The organism is Pseudomyxococcus flavus (assembly GCF_050038885.1).
GTDB classification, from domain to species: Bacteria; Myxococcota; Myxococcia; order Myxococcales; family Myxococcaceae; genus Myxococcus; species Myxococcus flavus.
The window spans coordinates 2,308,885-2,328,092 of sequence record NZ_CP143624.1; the positions used below are offsets into that span (position 1 = coordinate 2,308,885).

At 70.8% G+C, this 19,208-nt stretch carries 17 protein-coding genes; 12 read left to right on the forward strand and 5 right to left on the reverse strand.

Annotated features, from left to right (window positions below):
- Positions 1-144: 144 nt before the first annotated feature.
- Both VZL07_RS09675 and mltG read left to right on the forward strand, forming a co-directional pair.
- Complete coding sequence (locus VZL07_RS09675) at positions 145-1,287, forward strand: hypothetical protein (RefSeq protein WP_426755147.1); 1,143 nt, start codon at positions 145-147, stop codon at positions 1,285-1,287.
- An 86-nt stretch (positions 1,288-1,373) separates the two neighbouring features.
- The gene (gene mltG, locus VZL07_RS09680; RefSeq protein ID WP_426755149.1) at positions 1,374-2,393 is read left to right on the forward strand and encodes an endolytic transglycosylase MltG; all 1,020 of its coding nucleotides are present in this window, start codon (positions 1,374-1,376) and stop codon (positions 2,391-2,393) included.
- An 18-nt stretch (positions 2,394-2,411) separates the two neighbouring features.
- Here the strand turns inward: mltG and VZL07_RS09685 are convergent, their stop codons facing one another.
- Both VZL07_RS09685 and VZL07_RS09690 read right to left on the reverse strand, forming a co-directional pair.
- Positions 2,412-3,203 (reverse strand): enoyl-CoA hydratase/isomerase family protein, encoded by a 792-nt coding sequence (locus VZL07_RS09685; RefSeq protein ID WP_426755151.1) that lies wholly within the window; start codon positions 3,201-3,203, stop codon positions 2,412-2,414.
- A gap of 27 nt (positions 3,204-3,230) precedes the next feature.
- A complete protein-coding gene (locus tag VZL07_RS09690) occupies positions 3,231-4,598 on the reverse strand; it encodes a hypothetical protein (RefSeq protein WP_426755153.1) in 1,368 nt (455 codons plus the stop codon).
- A 273-nt stretch (positions 4,599-4,871) separates the two neighbouring features.
- On the opposite strand from VZL07_RS09690, the gene VZL07_RS09695 reads away from it, so the two are divergent.
- From VZL07_RS09695 to VZL07_RS09705, 3 genes are read left to right on the forward strand one after another with little or no spacing between them, the layout of a single operon-like run.
- Positions 4,872-5,900 carry an AAA family ATPase gene (locus VZL07_RS09695; protein WP_013937762.1) on the forward strand — a complete coding sequence of 343 codons (1,029 nt, stop codon included), beginning with the start codon at positions 4,872-4,874 and terminating at the stop codon, positions 5,898-5,900.
- A 15-nt stretch (positions 5,901-5,915) separates the two neighbouring features.
- Positions 5,916-6,794 carry a DUF58 domain-containing protein gene (locus tag VZL07_RS09700; RefSeq protein ID WP_426755154.1) on the forward strand — a complete coding sequence of 293 codons (879 nt, stop codon included), beginning with the start codon at positions 5,916-5,918 and terminating at the stop codon, positions 6,792-6,794.
- Entirely contained in the window at positions 6,791-8,890 is a 2,100-nt protein-coding gene (locus VZL07_RS09705; RefSeq protein ID WP_426755155.1) for a BatA domain-containing protein, read from the forward strand. The genes VZL07_RS09700 and VZL07_RS09705 overlap by 4 nt, the downstream gene beginning before the upstream one ends.
- 17 nt (positions 8,891-8,907) lie before the next feature.
- Here the strand turns inward: VZL07_RS09705 and VZL07_RS09710 are convergent, their stop codons facing one another.
- Together VZL07_RS09710 and VZL07_RS09715 are read right to left on the reverse strand one after the other, a co-directional pair.
- Positions 8,908-9,306 carry a hypothetical protein gene (locus VZL07_RS09710; RefSeq protein WP_426755156.1) on the reverse strand — a complete coding sequence of 133 codons (399 nt, stop codon included), beginning with the start codon at positions 9,304-9,306 and terminating at the stop codon, positions 8,908-8,910.
- Between the two features lie 13 nt (positions 9,307-9,319).
- Positions 9,320-10,468: a zinc-dependent alcohol dehydrogenase gene (locus tag VZL07_RS09715; protein WP_426755158.1), complete on the reverse strand. Its 1,149-nt coding sequence runs from the start codon at positions 10,466-10,468 to the stop codon at positions 9,320-9,322.
- Between the two features lie 331 nt (positions 10,469-10,799).
- Here VZL07_RS09715 and VZL07_RS09720 point away from each other — a divergent pair, with 331 nt between their 5' ends.
- The 4 genes from VZL07_RS09720 (at position 10,800) to VZL07_RS09735 (ending at position 14,569) form a co-directional block, all read left to right on the forward strand.
- The gene (locus tag VZL07_RS09720; protein ID WP_426755160.1) at positions 10,800-11,435 is read left to right on the forward strand and encodes a sporulation delaying protein family toxin; all 636 of its coding nucleotides are present in this window, start codon (positions 10,800-10,802) and stop codon (positions 11,433-11,435) included.
- A 77-nt stretch (positions 11,436-11,512) separates the two neighbouring features.
- On the forward strand, positions 11,513-12,094 hold the full coding sequence (locus tag VZL07_RS09725) for an SdpA family antimicrobial peptide system protein (protein WP_426755162.1): 582 nt from the start codon (positions 11,513-11,515) through the stop codon (positions 12,092-12,094).
- Entirely contained in the window at positions 12,088-13,083 is a 996-nt protein-coding gene (locus VZL07_RS09730) for a sporulation-delaying protein SdpB family protein (RefSeq protein ID WP_426755164.1), read from the forward strand. The genes VZL07_RS09725 and VZL07_RS09730 overlap by 7 nt, the downstream gene beginning before the upstream one ends.
- 400 nt (positions 13,084-13,483) lie before the next feature.
- On the forward strand, positions 13,484-14,569 hold the full coding sequence (locus VZL07_RS09735) for a YcjF family protein (RefSeq protein ID WP_426755166.1): 1,086 nt from the start codon (positions 13,484-13,486) through the stop codon (positions 14,567-14,569).
- 5 nt (positions 14,570-14,574) lie between these two features.
- Here the strand turns inward: VZL07_RS09735 and dbpA are convergent, their stop codons facing one another.
- Complete coding sequence (dbpA, locus tag VZL07_RS09740) at positions 14,575-15,960, reverse strand: ATP-dependent RNA helicase DbpA (protein WP_426755168.1); 1,386 nt, start codon at positions 15,958-15,960, stop codon at positions 14,575-14,577.
- A 182-nt stretch (positions 15,961-16,142) separates the two neighbouring features.
- Between dbpA and VZL07_RS09745 the strand changes: the two genes are divergently transcribed.
- The 3 genes from VZL07_RS09745 (at position 16,143) to VZL07_RS09755 (ending at position 19,121) form a co-directional block, all read left to right on the forward strand.
- Complete coding sequence (locus tag VZL07_RS09745) at positions 16,143-16,703, forward strand: hypothetical protein (RefSeq protein ID WP_426755170.1); 561 nt, start codon at positions 16,143-16,145, stop codon at positions 16,701-16,703.
- A 37-nt stretch (positions 16,704-16,740) separates the two neighbouring features.
- A complete protein-coding gene (locus VZL07_RS09750; RefSeq protein ID WP_426755172.1) occupies positions 16,741-18,096 on the forward strand; it encodes a glycoside hydrolase family 2 TIM barrel-domain containing protein in 1,356 nt (451 codons plus the stop codon).
- A gap of 95 nt (positions 18,097-18,191) precedes the next feature.
- Positions 18,192-19,121, forward strand: coding sequence for a DUF6209 family protein (locus VZL07_RS09755; RefSeq protein ID WP_426755174.1), 930 nt, complete (start codon positions 18,192-18,194; stop codon positions 19,119-19,121).
- Positions 19,122-19,208: the final 87 nt, after the last annotated feature.

Consider the following 19,208-nt stretch of genomic DNA (forward strand, 5'->3'; position numbering starts at 1 on the left):
GGCGAGGACAATCGCGGTACGCGACCCGCCGCTCAAGTAGGTTTTGCCCCCTTGCCTCCCCTCCCGGCGAATGGTCAACGTCAGGTGGACAAACTGACTACCTGCACCTTCCCATAATCTTCGCGGCGTCCCTCGGGAGCCCCCATGAGCGCCATCCCCCTCGCAGTCCCAGCCCCCGCGAGCGCGGGCTGGCTCGTCGACCGGCGGCACGACCTGCTATCCACGGTGGGCGGCTTCGCCGTGAGCCTCGCGCTGGTCGGACTCCATGTCTGGGGCGGCGTCAGCAGCCTGGTGCTGTGGTGGGCCTGGGTGCTGGCGCTGGACGGTCCCCACCTGTTCGCGACCGTGTCCCGCACCTATCTGGATGCGCGGGAGCGGCAGACGCGGCGGCGCCTGCTGCTGGGCAGCCTGGCCTGGTTCGCCGCGGGGCCGGTGTCCTTCGGCCTGTCAGCGGCGCTGGGAACGAAGCTGCCCTTCGCCCTCTTCATGACGCTGGCCGCGCTGTGGGCGTACTGGCACGTGGTGCGGCAGCACTACGGCATCATGGTGCTGTATCAGCGCAAGGGGGGTGAGTCGCTGCCACTGGACCGACGGCTCGACAGCGTGACGCTGTACACGGGGCTCCTGGCCCCTTTCGTCGCGTTCGCGGTGACCCATTCGGGGGCGCGCAAGCAGCTGGGCTTGCTGGGCCCGCCCACGTGGGAGCCAGTGGTGGCCGGGGCGTGCTTCACCGGCGTGCTGGCGCTGGTGGTGCTCTACGCGGGCCGGCAGGTGCAGCGCCACCGCGCGGGGCTGAAGGTGAACGGCCCGAAGCTGCTGATGATGGGCTCGGCGCTGGCGCTGACGGCCGTGGTGTTCTGGCCCCCTGTCGCGGCGCGCATGGACTTCATCATGTTCGCCGTCGCGGTGACGGCGTTCCACAACGTGCAGTACCACGGCGTGGTCTGGTTCTATCACCGCAACCGCTACCACGCGGCGGGCGTGGACCCCACACCGTTCGGCTGGGCGCCCAAGGTGAGCCAGCGCTTCATCATCTACGCGGCGTGCGGTGTCGTGTTCACACTGCTGTACCGGGGCCTGGGCTGCGGCTTCGGCGCGCACCCGGGCTGCGGCGCCTTCGACTCGAGGATGGCACTGGGCGCGGGGCTCACGCTGCGCAACCTGATGGAGTGCTTCATCTGGGGCTTCGCGCTCCACCATTACTACCTGGATCAAAAAATCTGGCGCGTGAGCCGGGACACAGGGCTGCACCGGGACCTGAAGCTCGGGACGGCACCGGCCGCCTGACCGCCGGCCCGCCGGGCGCCCAGGAGGCGACATCTGCGTGTCGGAACGGAGGCACGGCGCGAATCCGGTGATAGCGTGCGCCGCGAATGAAGCGGATTCTCTGGGTCCTGGGTGCAGCCTTCGTGCTGCTGGTGGCGTCCGGCGCGGGCGCCTTCTTCTGGCTGGAGCAGCAGACTCGCACGGCGGCGGCGCCGCCCGGCGCGGACGTGGTGGAGTTCACCGTTCCCAAGGGCACCTCCGGGCGCGGCCTGGGCACGCTGCTCGAGTCACAGGGCCTCATCCGTGACGCGCGGGTGTGGCGCTGGCACCTGTACCGGCGCGGCAGCTTCGCGCCCAAGGCGGGCCGTCACGAGGTCAGCGCCTCCATGACGCTGGCCGAGCTGGCCACGGAGCTGGAAGGCAACCCGATTCCCGAGGACGTGCCCTTCGTCGTCGTCGAGGGCTGGCGCCTGCGCGACACCGACGCGGCGCTCGCGGCGGCGGGCTACATCAAGGCGGGCGCGTACATCGCCGCGGCCAGCAGGCCCCAGGACTTCACCGCGCCCTTCCCCCTGCCCTCGACGGGCACGCTGGAGGGCTACCTCTACCCGGAGACCTACGGCGTGATTCCGGGCAAGTTCGACGTGAAGGCGCTCATCCAGCGCCAGCTGGATGCCTTCGCGCAGCGCTTCTACGCCCCCAACCGCGACGCCATCGCGAAGAGCGGGCGCACCCTGCACGAGGTGGTGGTGATGGCCTCCATGCTGGAGCGCGAGGAGCCGCTCCCGGAGCAGCGCCCCCTCGTCGCGGGCATCCTCTGGAAGCGCGTGGACAAGGGCTTCCCGCTCGGCGTGGACGCCACGTCCCGCTACGAGCTGGCGCAGTGGAATGACCGCGTCGCCTTCCTCAAGCGGTTGAGGGACCCGCAGGACCCGTACAACACGCGGCACAAGAAGGGCCTGCCGCCCGGCCCCATCGGCGCGCCCACGGTGGCGTCGCTCCAGGCCGCGATGTCGCCCAAGCCGAGCGAGTACTGGTACTACCTGCATGATGCGCAGCGCATCCTCCGGCCGTCTCGCAACGCCGAGGAGCACGAGGCGCTGCGCCGCAAGTACAACGTGTACTGAGGCGAGGCCCGGACGGGCTCAGCGCCCCTTGAACACAGGCGCGCGGCGCTCGGCGGCCGCGGCCAGTCCTTCGCCCAGGTCCTCGCTTCCGTAGCTCTCCGCCTGGAAGCGGGCTTCGGCCTCCAACGCACGCAGGAGCTGCGTCCTGTCGACGCCCAGCCGCGTCTTCAGCGCGCGCACGGCCAGCGGCGCGTTCGCGGCAATGCGCCCCGCCAGCTCCCGCGCCCGCGCGAGCACCTGCCCGGAAGGCGCCGCCTCCAGCGCCAGCCCGAGCCTCACCGCCTCCTTGCCATCGAAGCGGCGGCCCGTGAGCAACAGCTCGGCGCCCGCCTGGGCCCCGGCCCGGTACGGCGCCAGGTACGTGGCCCCCATGCCCGGATGCAGCCCCAGCTGGACGAAGTTGAGCGCCAGCTTCGAGTCCTCGGCCACGAGGCAGAGGTCACACGCCAGCGCCACGCACAGCCCCGCGCCAATCGCCGGCCCATCCACCGCGGCGATGACGGGCACCGGCAGCTCCAGCACGCTGAGATAGCGCGCGTAGAAGTCCAGCATGAAGGTCCGCGCCTCCTCGAACGAGGCCTGGCGCAGCCGCTCCAGCATCTTCAGGTCTCCGCCAGCCGAGAAGGCCCCACCCGCGCCCGTGAGCACCACGGCGCGGACGTCGTCGCGCAGCTTCAGCGCCTCGACCCGCGCACGGAGCGCGTCTCCCAGCTCGGGCGTCATCACGTTGCGGCGGGCGGTGTCATGGAGGGTGAGGGTGGCGACGGCACCCTCCACCTCGAGGAGGACCTCGGCGACAGGAGCGGACATGGCCGCGCACTGTAGCGGCCCTGGCGGCTACGGCACCACGAGCCGGAGGAAGGCGTCCTGGTTCCAGGTGTCCCCCGCGCCGTCGCGCTGCCAGCCGGTGACGGCGACCCCGCGCCCCGGCACCGCCACCACCCCCGCCGTGGTCAGCGAGCACACCCCGCTGGCGCACGGCTGCGCGGCCAGCGTCTGCTCGCCCAGCCACGCCCCCGAGGCGGCGTAGCGCGTCAGCACGTCGCCACACGCCACGGCCACGCGGCCCGAGTCCTCCACGGCGACAGACGCCCCCAGCTCCGTCACCTGGCCACAGTCAGGCTGCCGCACCCAGCGCTCGCTCCCATCCGCGCCCGTGGTCAGCACGAAGGCCCCCGAGGAGCCGAGCGACGACGCGCCCCACACCAGCAGGCCCATGAAGTCACCCGCCGCCGCGATGGTGCCATCCGGCGCCACCGTCACCGAGGTGATGCGGCCCTTCGCGCCCGGCACCTCCTTGCCCCACAGCAGGCGCCCGGATGCGTCGAACGCGAGCACCACGAAGCCGCGCACACCGGGGGCGCCGAACGTCTGGCCGTCCACCTCCAGCGTGTCCACGAGCTGCCCCGCCAGAATCGCCTGTCCCGACGGCGCCAGCGCCGCCGCGTGCAGCGCGCTGTCCATGTTCGCGCCCCGGAAACGCCGCGTCCACAGCACGGAGCCATCCGCGGCGTAGCGCGTGAGCACGGGGTCCTCGATGGTCTCCCCCTCCCACTCCTCGCCCGCGGCCAGCACGCCGCCTCGCGCGTCCGCGGCGATGGCGTAGACCTTCTGCCCCACGCGGTGCTGCCACACCGGGGTACCCTCCGCGTCGAACTTCACCAGGAAGCCGTCCTGCGCCTCGCCCAGGCCGAAGTCCGCCGAGTAGAGGAACGCGTTGCCCGACAGGAACGTCGCCGCGTCGCTCGCCGCCACCCGCGTGTCGGAGAAGCGGTTGCGCACCCACTCACGCGACCAGCGCGGCGCCCCCTCCGCCGTGTAGCGCGCCAGCGTCAGCGCCAGCTTCTCGCCCTCCACCGGCTCGCGGTCGGCGTCCTGACGCGGCGTGCTGGACACCACCACCGCCACATCCCCGGAGGGGGCCGTGGCCACACCTGTCCCCACGTCGTCCTGGGGCCCGCCCACCACCTGGTTCCAGGGGGCGGCCATGGCCGGCGCGGGCCGCTGCGGAAGCCGCGTGGCGTCTCCCGGCATCGTGGGCACCGTGGAGACGCCCGGTGCGGCCTCGTCGCCCGTCCGCGGCGCTCCGGCCGGCTCCCCCCCGTCCCCGCTGCTCCCGCCGCACCCGCCCGCCCCCCACAGCAGGGCGACTGAAAGCAGCCCCGTCCAGTGGTTGCCACGCCCACCACGCCGAATTGACCGCATGACGTTCTCCAAGGAGCCCGCTCCCGTCCGCCGGAAGCGAGGCCTTGGGAACCTAAGCAGCGTGTCCAGCCCCCGGCATTCCCCCTGGGCCCGGAGGCACTGTCACATGGCAGGGGGGCATGCAGGCGATCAGCACGCCCATGTGCCCCGGCGTGCCGGGGTGTGCGGCAGCGGAATAGGTCGCCCCCTGAACCGTTGGCAGCGCACGCCCAGGCGCAAGGGTGGCGGAATCCTTTGGTCCCAGCGCCGCCCACGAATTAAGAGAACCCTTCCATGGAAAGCGCCGCCCCCGACTCTCTGCCCGTGCCCGACGCCTCCAGCGACGACCTCCGTGCCGTCGAGGAGCTCGCCCAGGCCCGTAACGAAATCGTCGCCCAGATTGAAAAGCGCGTCGTCGGCCAGCGCGAAGTGGTGGAGCACCTGCTCATCTCCCTCTTCAGCCGCGGCCACTGCCTCTTCGTGGGCGTGCCGGGCCTCGCCAAGACGCTGCTCATCTCCACGCTGGCGGACGTCCTCAACCTGTCCTTCAACCGCATCCAGTTCACGCCGGACCTGATGCCGTCGGACATCACCGGCACGGACATCCTCGAGGAGGACCGCACCACCGGCCGGCGCACCTTCCGCTTCCTCCAGGGCCCGCTGTTCGCGAACATCATCCTCGCGGACGAGGTGAACCGCACCCCGCCCAAGACGCAGGCCGCGCTGCTGCAGGCCATGCAGGAGTACCGCGTCACCGCCGGTGGCCGCACGTACCCGCTGGAGCTGCCGTTCCTCGTCTTCGCCACGCAGAACCCCATCGAGCAGGAGGGCACCTACCCGCTGCCCGAGGCCCAGCTCGACCGCTTCATGTTCCTGGTGGACGTGGGCTACCCCACCGCCGACGAGGAGGTGCAGATCGTCAAGAGCACCACCGGCGGCCCACAGCCGAAGCTGGAGAAGATTCTGTCACCCGAGCGCATCCTCGCGCTCCAGGAGCTGGTGCGCCGGGTGCCGGTGCCGGACCACGTGGTGCGCTACGCGGTGGAGCTGGTGCGCCACACGCGGCCCAAGGAGCCGGGCGCGCCGGACTTCATCGCCAAGAACGCGTCCTGGGGCGCCGGGCCGCGCGCCAGCCAGTACCTGGTGGTGGCCGCGAAGGCGCGCGCCATCCTCCACGGCCGCTTCGTGGCCACCGTCGAGGACGTGCGCGCCCTGGCCCGCCCCGTGCTCCGCCACCGCGTGCTGCCCAACTTCACCGCGGAGAGCGAGGGCATCACCTCGGTGAAGCTCATCGACCAGCTCCTCACGGTGGTGAAGGGCTAGGCCCAGGGCCGCGCCATGCTGCTCGACGCCCAGACACTGGCCCGCCTCCAGGGAGTGAAGCTGCGCGCCCGCGCGGTGATGGAGGGCGTGTTGTCCGGCCTCCACAAGAGCCCCCATCAGGGGCAGAGCGTGGAGTTCGCGGAGCACAAGGAGTACGCCCCGGGCGACGAGCTCCGCCACCTGGACTGGAAGGCCTACGGCAAGTTCGACAAGTACTACGTCAAGCGCTTCGAGCACGAGACGAACCTGCGCGCCGTCATGGTGGTGGATGCGTCCGCCTCCATGGGCTACCGCAGCGGCGCGCTCAGCAAGCTCGATGTCGCCACCACGCTGGCCGGCGCGCTGTGCTACCTGCTGGTGCGCCAGCAGGACGCCGCGGGCCTGGCGCTGATGGCGGGCGGCAAGTGGAAGGACGTGCCGCCGCGCGCGTCGGCCGGGCACCTCAACGTGCTGCTGGACACGCTGGAGCACACCGCGCCCGCCGGCGCCACCGATTTGGGCAGCGCGGCGGACCACCTGGCGGAGGTGCTGCCGCGGCGCTCCAGCATCGTCGTCCTGTCGGACCTGCTGGACGAGAACCAGGACGCCCTGCGCCGCGTCCTGGCGCTGCGGCAGCGGAAGAACGACGTGTCCGTGTTCCACCTGGTGGACCCGGCGGAGCTGACCTTCCCCTTCGACGACCCCACGCTCTTCCTCGACATGGAGGGCCAGGGCCGCATCGAGGTGAACCCGCGCGAAATCAAGGAGAGCTACCTGGAGGAGTTCAACGCCTTCCTGGCGAGCGTGAAGGCCGCGTGCGCCGAGGCGGACGTGGACTACGAGCTGGTGCGCACCGACGACAAACTCGATGACGTGCTGCTGCGGTACCTGGCGCGGCGCGGGAGGCGCCGGTGACCTTCGGCAATCCGTGGATGCTGCTGGGCGCGCTGGGCGCCCTCATCCCCTTGCTGGTGCACCTGTTCGACCGGCGCCGTCCCCGGCCGCACCCCTTCGGGCCGCTGGCCTTCGTGATGCGCAGCCAGAAGCGCACCGCCAGCCGGCTCAAGCTCAAGCGGCTGCTGCTGTACGCGCTGCGCACGCTCATCCTGCTGGCCATCCCCATTGCCCTGGCCCGGCCCGAGCTGACGCGTGACGCCGCCGCCGCGCAGGTGGTGAAGGGCCCCGCGGCCACGGCCATCATCCTGGACGCCTCGCTGTCCATGCGCTGGTCGGACGGCACGTCCAACTTCGAGCGCGCCCGGGATGAAGCGCGCGACGCGCTGAAGGACCTGCTGCCGGAGGAGCCCGCCACGGTGCTCGTCTGCACGCAGGCCCCCGCCGCCCCGCCGCCGCCCGGCTTCGACCGGGGCCGCCTGCGCTCGCTGGTGGACGAAGCCAAGGCCACCTACGGCGGCGCGGACCTGTCGCGCTGTCTGGACATGGCGGCGCGCGCCCTGGAGGAGAGCCCCATGCCGGCCAAGCGGCTGGTGCTGGTCTCCGACATGACGGCCGCGGCCTTCCGGCTGGAGGCCCCGCCGCCCACGGTGAAGGGCCCCACCGGCGCCCCCGTGAAGCCGGAGGTCGTCCTGCGCGACGCGGCCGAGGGGCACGAGGTGCTGAGCAACCGCGCCATCGTCGACCTCAAGGTGGAGCCCGCGCTGCAGGCCGGCCCGCGCGCGTTCCAGTTCACCTTCACGGTGCGCAACTTCGGCGCGGAGCCGGTGAAGGACCTGGAGGCCGCGGTGCGCGTGGGTGAGTCCACGCTGGCCAAGGGCTTCGTGGACATCCCTCCGGGCGGCACCACGCAGAAGACGCTCACGGTGCGCTTCCCGCAGGGCGGCACGGTGCTGGGCCAGGTGGCGCTGGCGCCCGACGCGCTGGCGGAGGATGACCAGCGCTCCTTCGTGCTGCCGGTGCCGCGGGCGCTGAAGGCGCTGGTGGTGAATGGCTCCCCCCACGCGACGCGCTACCGGGACGAGGCCTTCTTCGTGGACGCGGCCCTCACCGCGCCGGGCTCTCCGGTGGAGGTGGCCACGCGCGACGCGGAGGTGGGCCTGCGCGAGGACTTCTCCGCCTACGACCTGGTGCTGCTGCTCAACGTGCCCGCCCCGGGCGCCGACGAGGCCCAGAAGCTGGCGGCCTTCGTGGAGAGCGGCGGCGGCCTCTTCATCAGCATGGGCGACCATGTGAACCCGGAGGCGTACAACCAGCGCCTGGGCACGGTGCTCCCCCGCCCGCTGCGCCTGGTGCGCACCAGCGCCGAGCGCGACGACCCGGACGCGGACACCAAGAGCGCGAGGCTGGCGCAGGTGTCCGTGGAGCACGTCCTCTTCTCGCCCTTCACGGGGCAGGCGGAGGAAGGGCTCGTGGGGGCGCGCTTCTACAAGTACATGCTGCTGGAAGCGGACAGCCCCGGCGCGTCCGGCGCCAGCCAGGTGCTGGCCACCTACGAGGACGGCGCGCCCGCGGTGGCGGTGGCGCGCAAGGGCAAGGGGCGCGTGGCGCTGCTCACCAGCACGGTGGACCGCGACTGGAGCGACTTCGCCATCCGCACGTCCTTCCTGCCGCTGATGCAGCGCTTCGCCGCGTACCTCACCGGCTCGTTGGACGAGCGCGAGGAGGTGCGCGTGCGCGTGGGCGAAGGCGCGACGCTGCGCCCGGAAGGCGGGCGGAAGGTGTCCGCGGTGCGCGCGCCGGACGGCAGCGAGGTGTCCGTCAAGGAGCAGCCGGATGGCTCGCTGGTGGCGGGGCCGGTGATGGAGCCGGGCGTGTACTCCGTCCTCGGCGCGGACGGGAAGGTGCAGCCCGACCTCTCCTTCGCCGCCATCCTCGACCCGTCGGAGAGCGACCTGGGACGTGTGCCCCAGGACACGCTCACCGCCTACTTCGGAGAGGAGACGGTGAAGGCCTCCACGGGCGACGCGGACAAGCCGTCCGTGCCGCTGTGGACGTGGCTCATCCTCGCCGCCTGCCTGGCGTTCTTCTTCGAGGGCACGCTGCTGCGCAAGTAGCGCCGCGCGGGAGGCGCTCAGCCGCGGAGCTGGCGCATCACGACGCGGCCGGCGAAGAGGACCGCCGCCGCGGCGGTGAGCGCTGGAAGTCCCCTCCGCAGCTTGTGCTCGGCCACGTCCACCCGGTCCGCCAGCAGCAACATCATCCAGTGCCGCGTCCAGTGGTCCGGATACTTGTAGGCCAGGCGCCGCAGCATGCCGGAGACGCCCCTGGGCGGCTGGGCCGTGCCGAACACCGGCGGCATCTTCCGCGCGGGCTGGCCATGCTTGAACACCGTCACGTCCGACTGCTGACGCGGCGGCGTGCCCAGGGCATCGCCGCGCAGCTGGGGCGACTCCTCCCTGGGGAAGCCGGGACGGCTCCGGGGGTCGGCGTCCACGCCGTACCCGGGAATGTCTCTCACGTTCGGGTTCATGGTGGGCTCCTTCTCAGGCATGGCCATGCGGGGAGAGGACGCACTTGATGCAGCCGTCCTGTTTCTTGGAGAAGAGGTCGTACGCCTTCGGCGCGTCCTCCAGGCTGAAGCGGTGGGTGATGATGCCCTTGGCGTCCACGCGCCCCTTGCGGATGTGCTCCAGCAGGTGCGGCATGTAGCGCTTCACGTTGCACTGCCCCAGCCGCAGCGTCTGGTTCTTGTTCATCGCCGTGCCGATATCCACCAGGTTCCACGGCGGCCCGTACACGCCCACCACCGAGATGACGCCGCCCTTGCGAGTGGCGTGCATGCACCAGTTGAGCGCCGTGGTGGCGCCCGCCTCGGCCATCAGCCCCAGGCCCAGCACCCGCTGCAGGAGCGAGCCCTCCGCTTCACAGCCTACCGCCTCGATGCTCACGTCGGCGCCGCGGCCCTCGGTGGTCTCCTTGATGGCGGTGACGATGTCCACGTCCTTGAAGTTCAGCGTCTCCACGTGGGCGAACTTCCGGGCGAAGTCGAGCCGGTAGTCCTGCATGTCCACCGCGATGACGCGGCCCGCGCCCATCAGCCACGCGCTCTTCATGGCGAAGAGGCCCACCGGGCCCGCGCCGAACACCACCACCGTGTCTCCCGGCTGGATGCCGCCCATCTCCGCGCCCATGTAGCCGGTGGGGAAGATGTCACTGAGGAAGAGGACGTCCTCCTCGTCCATGTCGTCCGGAATCTTCATGGGCCCCACGTTGGCGAAGGGCACGCGCACGTACTCCGCCTGTCCGCCGTCGTAGCCGCCCGTGGTGTGCGAATAGCCGAACGTGCCGCACGCGACGTCGCTGGAGGGGTTGGAGTTCTCACAGCACGCCGTCAGGCCCTTCTTGCAGTAGAAGCACGCCCCGCAGGAGATGTTGAAGGGCACCACCACCCGGTCTCCCGGCTTGAGGTTGGTGACGCCCGGCCCCACTTCCTCGACGACACCGGCGAACTCGTGGCCGAAGGTACAGCCCACCCGCGTGTCGGGAATGAGGCCGTGCAGCAGGTGCAGGTCCGAGCCACAGATGGCCGTCTTCGTGACCTTGAGCACCGCGTCCTGGGGATGCTCGATTCGAGGGTCGGGCTTGTCCTGCACCCGGACCTTGTAAGGACCCTGGTAGCTGAGTGCGCGCATGCGTGTCTGCTCCTTTGTGCGTAAAGGAGTGAGGCCCCCATACCGATGCGGCAAGGCAGCGCGATGGCTCGTGTGGACGCCCCCTGTCCCTGCCAGCGCCCATGACGGGCTGAACCTCCCAGACACCGTCCCAGCAGACCCGCCGGGTTCTCAGAAACCAGCTAAACCTGAAAGTTTAAACATCCACGCAACTGATACGAATTCGTATAAATTTAAGTAATTCTATGGATTGCGAACAAATTCAACTTGCCAGAAATTCGTGACTTGTCCGTGACGCACCTGGCCGGCCGGGCTGCTCACGGGCAAGAACCCCGATTGCCAGGAGTACACCTTGAAGCGTTCCACCCTGAAGCTGACCTCGGCCATGACGGCCTTCATGACGTTCTCCACCTTCGGCGTGGGCTGCGGCCCCGCGGACGACAGCAGCGGCCCCTCTGCCGGCATCACCCAGAACCAGGCGCTGTCGGGCCAGAACCTGTTCAAGGGCATGGCGTTTGGCCTGGGCCCGGCGGCGCACTACTTCGACGACATCTGGCAGCGTCCGGAGATGAAGGAGAAGCTGGGCGACGAGACGCTGGCGAAGCGCGAGGAGGCCGCGGAGGCCGTCATCGCCAAGATGAGCGCGCTGGACCCGACCTTCTTCGAGCGCTTCGGCCAGGACCTGCGCAGCGGCAACCACCTGGTCATCGACCAGCTCCTGACGGACACGCGGGAGCTGACGTTCGCCGCCGCGAACGCGCTGCGCAAGGACGCCGGCCAGGAGGGTGAAATCAACGCCGCGGCCCTGCACCAGGTCGAGGCCGGCCTGTACCTGTACGTGGAGACCGCCGTCGCGGTCGCCCTCGTGCTGATCCTCATCCTGACCCAGATTGACATCACGCCGGTCGTGGCGGGCCCCCAGGCCAGCCAGCTCCAGCGTGACGTGTGGGTGGACATGCTGGCGAAGCGGTTCGCCGACGCGAAGTAATCGCAGCACCCCGGGGAGTGTCCATCGCCCTCACCGGTGGGCACTCCCCTTCTTCCACCCTCTTCGCGAGCACGGCCGTGACCGAGTCCACCCCTCCCGCTCCCCAGACCTCCCCATCACGCCGCCTGGGCCTGCTGGCCCTGGGGCTCATCCTGGGCTGGACCACGCTCACGGTCTACGCCCTGCACGCGGCGCTTCCGTACAACCCCATCGAGCTGCCCTTCGAGAAGCACTTCAACATCAAGCTGCTGCTGCCGGAGGGGTGGGCCTTCTTCACCCGCGACCCGCGTGACGACCGGATGCTGCCCTATCTGCGCACGCCGGAGGGCCAGTGGGCCTGGGCGAGCGACGCGCCCAACTTCCAGTGGAAGAACGCCTTCGGCATCAACCGGGCCGCGCGGGCCCAGGGCGTGGAGCTGGGCCTGCTGATGAAGGAGACGGCGGCGCTCCCCCGCGTGGAGTGCAAGGAGTCTCCCGACGTCTGCCTGGAGCGCGCCCCGGTGGCCCAGACGCTCCGCAACCCCAGCCCCCGCCCCACGTACTGCGGCCAGCTGGGCATCGTCTTCCAGCGGGCCGTGCCGTGGGCGTGGAGCCGCACCAACCAGGGGAAGCCCATCATCATGCCCTCGAAGGTCCTGCGTCTGGAGGTCGAATGCTGACCGCGCTTGGAGACCGCGCACGCGCCTGGGTGGCGGGGCCTTCCCCGTGGAGCAATGTCTACGGCCTGGCGCGCACGCTCGTCGCGCTGGGGACGGGTGGCACGCTGGCCTTCAGCGACACCACCACGCTGTTCCGCCCCGCGGCGGGCATCCCCGAAGCGCCCGTCTGCGAGGGCATCCGCGCCGCGTCCTTCTTCTGCGTGTTCCCCTCCGGCTGGCTGGAGGTGGCGCGGTGGGCGGCGGTGCTGCTGCTCGTCGTCGTCGCCTCGGGCTGGCGCCCGCGCGTCACGGGGCTCGTGCACTGGTGGGTGGCCGTCAGCATGCCGTGGTCCGCGACGCTGACGGACGGCGGCGACCAGATTGCCGCCATCCTGGCGTTGCTGCTGCTGCCCCTGACGCTCACGGACGAGCGACGCTGGCACTGGAGCGCGCCCGTCGAGTCCTCGGGGAACAATGAGGCGAAGCGGCTCATCGCCCGGTCCGCCTGGGTGATGCTCCGCCTCCAGGTGGCGGGCATCTACTTCCACGCCTCCGTCGGCAAGTTCAAGGTGACGGAGTGGGTGGACGGCACGGCGGTGTACTACTGGCTGCTGGACCCCAGCGTCGGCGCGCCGGACTGGCTGGCCCGCCTGATGCTCCCCGTCCTCAGCAGCCCCGCGGTGGCGCTCATCACCTGGTCCGTGCTGCTGCTGGAGCTGGGGCTCGCGCTGGGGCCGCTGCTGAACCCGTCCCTGCGCCGGGTGCTGCTGCCGCTGGGCATCAGCTTCCACCTGGGCATCGCCGTGTTCCACGGGCTCATCAGCTTCGTGCTCGTCATGTTCGGCGCGCTCATCCTCCTGCTGCGTCCGCTCGATGAAGTCTTCCGCTTCGAGCGGCTCCGCGCCTGGCTGCGGCAGCTTCGTCCCCAGCCGGCCTCCGCCGCGCCGGCACTGGAGCCGGTGGCGGTACAGGCACAGGTGGTGTCGGTGACCACCACCGACGGCGCCTGAGGTGTCGCGCGGTGGCCTCCACGCCGGTGGCGATGCAGGCGGTGTCGGCATCCACCAGTAACAGAGCTTGAGGCGTCGCGTGGTGGCCTCCACGCCGGTGGCGATGCAGGCGGTGTCGGCGTCCACCACTCACGGCGCATGAGGTGTCGCGCGGTGGCCTGCACGCTGGTGTGGAGGCCATGACGTTGCAGCGGGCAACGCCGCGGGGGCACTCCTGCCTGCCCGCCGCCAGGCAGGCGCGCGGTGCCGTGGGCAGGGCCCGGATGTCCGTCCGTCCTGGAGCCGGGAGCCGCCAGGCCGCGCTCCTCCACCGCCGACACGCGGAGGCTTTCCGCTACGCTGATGCGGCCTTCCGCGCATCACGCCCGGGAGGCCTCACCGGCGGAGGCGGCGGCAGCGCATGGACATCCAACTGGCGGACGAAATCCGAAAGCAGGTCGAAGAAGCCTTTCGCAAGCGCGGCCGGGTCAACATCGTCATCGCGGGCCGCAGCGGCGTGGGCAAGAGCACGCTGGTCAACGCGGTCTTCCACGGCCGCATCGCGGATACCGGCCAGGGCCGGCCCGTCACGAAGGAGACGCGCGAGTACACGAAGGACGGCATCCCCGTCAGCATCCTCGACACCCGCGGCCTGGAGCTGGGCGCCTTTCAAGAGACGCTGAAGCTGCTGGAGGAGCTGGTGGCCGCCCGTGCCAGGGACGCGGACGCCACGCGCCACCTGCACTGCGCCTGGCTGTGCATCAGCGAGGACTCGCGCCGCGTGGAGGACGGGGACCTGAAGGCGGCGGAGATGCTCGCGCGCCACATGCCGGTGGTCGTCGTCATCACCAAGGCGCGCAGCGACCAGGGCTTCCGCGCGGAGGTGCAGAAGCTGCTGCCCATGGCCCGCAACGTCATGCGCGTGCGCGCGCTCCAGGAGACGGACGACGAGGGCCACACACTGCAGCCCAAGGGGCTGGTGGAGCTCGTCGAGCTCACCATGGAGCTGGTCCCCGAAGCCCAGCGCAACGCCTTCGCCGCGGCCCAGCGGGTGAGCATCGGGCAGAAGCGCAAGCGCGCGCACGGCATCGTCGCCAGCGCGGCGGCCGCCGCCGGCATCATCGGAGCGGTCCCCATCCCTTTCGCCGACGCCGCCCTGCTCGTCCCCACGCAGGTCGGAATGCTGGCGGGGATCAGTAGCGTCTTCGGCCTCCCACTGACGGAGGCCTTCCTGTCCACGCTGGTGGGCTCGAGCATCACCGGCCTGGGCGCCACCTTCACCGGCCAGTCCATTGTCTCCGGCCTGCTGAAGCTCGTCCCCGGACCGGGCACGGCGATTGGCGCGCTCATCTCCGCCACCACCGCCACCGCGCTCACCACGGTGTTCGGCGAAGCCTACGTCGCCGTCCTCTCCAAGCTGATGGAGAAGCGCTGCGGCGAGCTGCCCACGGAGGAGGAAGTCGTCCAGGCCTTCCGCGAGGAGATGTCCCTGCGCGGCGCCGCGTAGCCGCGCTACCGCACGCGCTCGATTTTGTAGCGGCGGCCCTTGATGCGGCCCTCGCTCAAGCGCTGGAAGGCCACGCGCGACACGCGCCGCGCGACGGCGACGTAGGACACGCGGTCCTGGATTTCAATCTTCCCCACGTCGGCCGCGGCCAGCCCGCCCGCCTCGCCCGTGAGCGCGCCCAGGATGTCGCCGGGCCGCAGCTTGTCCTTGCGGCCCGCGGAGATGTAGAGCGTGTCCCACGCCGACGCCAGGGACACCGCGCCGCGCGGGTCCGCCGAGGGCAGTGACGCCACGTCGCCGCGCTCCAGCTTCACGCCGGTGGCCAGCTCGATGTCGTCCACCTTGCGGCCGTCCCGGGGCGTGACGATGGACACCGCCAGGCCCGCGCGCCCCGCCCGGCCCGTGCGGCCGATGCGGTGCACGTAGGGCTCGGCCTGCATGGGCAAGTCGAAGTTGATGACGGCATCCAGCGCCTCCACGTCGATGCCGCGTCCCGCCACGTCCGTGGCGATGAGCACCCGCGTGCTCTGGTTGCGAAACTTCGCCATCACCCGGTCGCGCTCGAACTGCTCCAAATCCCCCTGGAGCCCGTCCGCGCTGACGCCCGCCTCGCCGAGCGCCTTCTTCAGCTCCACCACCGTCGCCTTGAGGTTGCAGAAGACAATCGCGGAGGCGGGCTGGTAGTGCCGGAGGATGCGCAGGAGCAGGGCCTGCTTCTCCTCCGGCGCGCAGTCGTAGCGCACCTGCTGGATGTCGGGCCCCGCGCTGGCGGCCTCCACCGTCACCCGCACGGGCTCGCGCTGGAAGGCGCGGCTGAGCGCCTCGATGTCCGGCGGGAAGGTGGCGGAGAAGAGCACCGTCTGCCGCCGCGAGGGCATGGCCCCCAGGATGCGCTCCATGTCCTCGCGGAAGCCCATGTCGAGCATCCGGTCCGCTTCATCGAGCACCACCGTGGAGAGCTGCCGCGTCTCCAGCGCCTCCCGGTCCAGCACGTCCATCACCCGGCCCGGCGTTCCCACCGCGAGGTGCGCGCCCTTCTCCAGCGCCTCCAGCTGCGGACGGATGGGCTGGCCTCCCGCGAGCACCAGCACCTGGAGCCCCGGCAGCCGCCGCCCCAGCCGGCGAATCTCCCCCGCGACCTGCGCGCACAGCTCGCGCGTCGGACACAGCACCAGGGCCTGCACCCGGCGGTGCTGTAGCTGGACCTTCTGGAGCAGCGGCAGCGCGAAGGCCGCCGTCTTTCCGCTGCCTGTCTGCGCCTGGCCGACCAGGTCCTTGCCCTGGAGCAGCACCGGGATGCTCTGCGCCTGGATGGGCGTGGCCGTCTGGAAGTCGAGCTCCTGCAGGACCTGGAGCAAGGGGGGCGCGAGTGAAAGCGAGGAGAAGTCCATTCAGGGCCTCGGGGAGCGGAGGCGCGGACAGGAGCCTCGGGTTCTCGCACGCCCCATGTCACACCCCACGAAGGCAGGACAAGCGAAGCCGCCCGCCCCCCGCACTGGATTGCGCCTCACAATCTCTGCGAAACTCAAGTTTTGCCAGAAAACACGCATCAGTCCCTCACCTGGAGCTCACCATGCCCTCCTTCCGCAACCATCTGGTCCTGCTGTCCACCCTTCTGCTCGCCACGGCCTGTGGTGGCACCGAGGAGCTGCCCGCCGAGGGCTCCGCGCCGGTGCTCGAGTCGTCCGGCGACCCGGAGGGCGGCGTGGAGGCGTTCAGCGCCTGCAACGTGACGCTCGCGTGCGCCAACGGCTCGAGCATCCAGTGCTCCAGCGCGTCGGGGAACTGCCACTCCACCAGCACCTCGGTGACGTGTGATGGCGTGTCGAAGGTTTGCGCGCCGTCGTCCTGCGCCCCCGCGGTGAGGACCATCAACGAGAACATCGGCGTGTGCTACCCGTCGCGCCACCCCTACGGCCGCTACGCCATCCTGAGCCCCGAGAGCGGAGTGACGTACACCTGGTCGAGCAACTACGCCTCCCTGCACAGCAACACGGGCTCGTACATCGTCCTCTCCGCCACGTCGGTGGGCTACTTCACCCTGACGGTGACGGCGTCGCGCCCGGGCTGCGCCCAGACGACGACCTTCTCGGCGGACTTCTACGCGGAGGACGCAGCGTTCTGCGGCTTCTAGGCCCGACGCGCCCTCGCGCTCGAAAAGAGGCCCGCGCATGACACCCGCCCGTTCCACCCTCCTCGGCTGCGCCCTGCTCGGCGCGCTCCTGCTGCCGCCCGCGACGGCGGCGGCCCGGACCGTCCTCCTCCAGAAGGATGGCCAGTGGCAGCTACAGGTGGACGGGCGGGCCTACGTCGCACGCGGCGTCACCTTCAGCGGTAGCAGCAACAGCAGGGCCTACGAGCAGGACTGTGCCCGCCTCGCGGCGCTGGGGGTGAACACCCTGCGCACGTGGGGCACCGGCTCGGAGACCCACCTGCTGCTCGACGCCGCGCACAAGCATGGGCTGAAGGTGCTCGTCGGCCTCTGGATGCGGCACGGCCAGCCCGGCGCGGAAGGTGACGACACCTTCGACTACACGCGTGACACGGGCGGTATGAAGAAGCAGCTCGAGGACACGCTGACGCAGGTGCGCCGCTTCAAGGGCCACCCGGCCGTCCTGGCCTGGGGTGTGGGCAACGAGGTGATTCTCAACAGCCCCCACGACGCGGCGAAGGAGGCCTACGCGCGCTTCCTGGAGAAGGTGGTCCGTGAAATCAAACAGGTCGACGCGGACCATCCCGTCATCTCCGTGGACGCGTGGACGCTGGCGGTGCCCTGGTGGGAGAAGCACGTGCCGTCGCTCGACGCGTATGGCCTCAACGTCTACGGCGGCGGCATCCACATGCTGCCCTCGGAGCTGGCGAAGGCCGGCGTGAGGAAGCCCTGGTTCGTCACCGAGTTCGGCGCGCAGGGCGAGTGGGATGCGCCGAAGGACGCGCACGGCGTGCCCCGCGAGCCCACCGACGAGGAGAAGTACGCCGCCATCGTCGACGGGTGGAACAACGCCCTGGCGCCCCACGTGAAGGCGGGCCGGTGCCTGGGCCTGTTCGTCTTCAACTACGGGGCGTCGTTCGACCACACGGGGCTCTGGCTGGGCATGCTGTCGGGCACGGCCACCCGGCCGGCCTGGCACGCGGTGCGCGAGGCCTACACGGGTCAGAAGCCCGCCACGCCCCTGCCCCGGATTGCCGCCGTGTCCGTCCACGGCGCGGAGCGCGAGGGCCCCAGCACCTGGGCCCGCGTCCGGGTCGACGTGGAGGACTCGGCCCCGAAGCTCCAGGGGCTCTCGTTCGCCTACAACTTCCGAGGCGCCGCCACGCGGCACGAGCGCGACGAGGTGCGCCGGCTGGACGCGCGGCCCGGCCCCGCTCCCGGAACGTGGCGGGTGCGAATGCCCGCGGTGCGAGGCGCCATCAAGCTCTACGCGCTCGGCAAGGACGCGGCCGGAAACCTCGCGGTGGCCACCACCTCCGCCACCCTGCCCCTCGCCATGGCCGAGGCCGCCCGGCCGGGCGACGGCGCACCGTGAAATCGCCCGCTCCCCGGCATGGGCTCCCTCCAACAGCGCATGTGTCAGGAACTCCTGGTAAGTGGCGGGTTCCTCAACCTCTGGAGAAACCCAGAATGAAGAAGTCTGCCTGGAAGTCCCTGGCCTTCGCGCTGCCCCTGCTGGTCGCCTGTGGCGGCATGCCGCAGCAGGACGACTCTTCCGCCAGTCCCTCCACGGAGACGCAGCAGGCGCCGCTCACCACGCCCACGGCGACCGTGCGCTTCTCCACCGGCTGGACGCACTCGCAGCACGGCGCCATTGTCCGCGGCGGCACGCTCGTCGTCGACTACGACCTGTACCGGATGACGGACTGTCACCACAGCACCTACGCCGGTCAGCAGGCCTGGGACACGCTGGCCTATGTGCGCTTCCTCCCGGGCGGCCAGCTGTTCAGCGGCAGCGTGAAGCAGGCCACGGGCAGCACCACGTTCGTGAGCAAGCCCTTCGAAGTCACCGTGCCGACGGACGCCACCAGCGTGGAGACGTGGTTCTACACCTCCGGTCGCACGTGCGCGGCGCGCTACGACAGCAACTACGGCCAGAACTACGTCTTCCCGGTGGAGGCGCAGTCGCCCGCCGCGGTGGCGTGGGCCGGTGACTGGGGCGGCAGCTTCGCGCGCGACTGCGAGCACCGCGACGGCCTGGCGGACCCCATCGTCATCGACAGCTACGTCATGGAGCGCGCCTGCAAGTTCGTGGACGCGGACGTGTACGTGCCGGGCGTGACGGACGCCGCCGCCGCGCGTCCCGAGCTCATCCAGGCGCAGGTGGAGCTCAGCGTGGACGGGGCCGCCACGCAGTACCGGTGGCTCACCTATCAAGGCCGCGTGGGCAACAACTACCGGTACCGCTGGAACCTTGCCGCGGAGCCCCTCGCCTATACGCCGTGGAATGCGTATGCCTTCGGGTTCCGGTATTCAACCGATGGCGTGAGCTGGTATCGCATCGCGAACGGCGCGGGCCCCACGGGTGGTGCCGCGCGGACCGTGCAGCGCAGCTTCTGAAATGGGTCACGGCCTGCTGCTGAGGCCCCTCGCTTCAGCGGCGGCTCGGAAGAGGCGCTATGGCAAGAGGTGTTCCCTGAGGAAGGC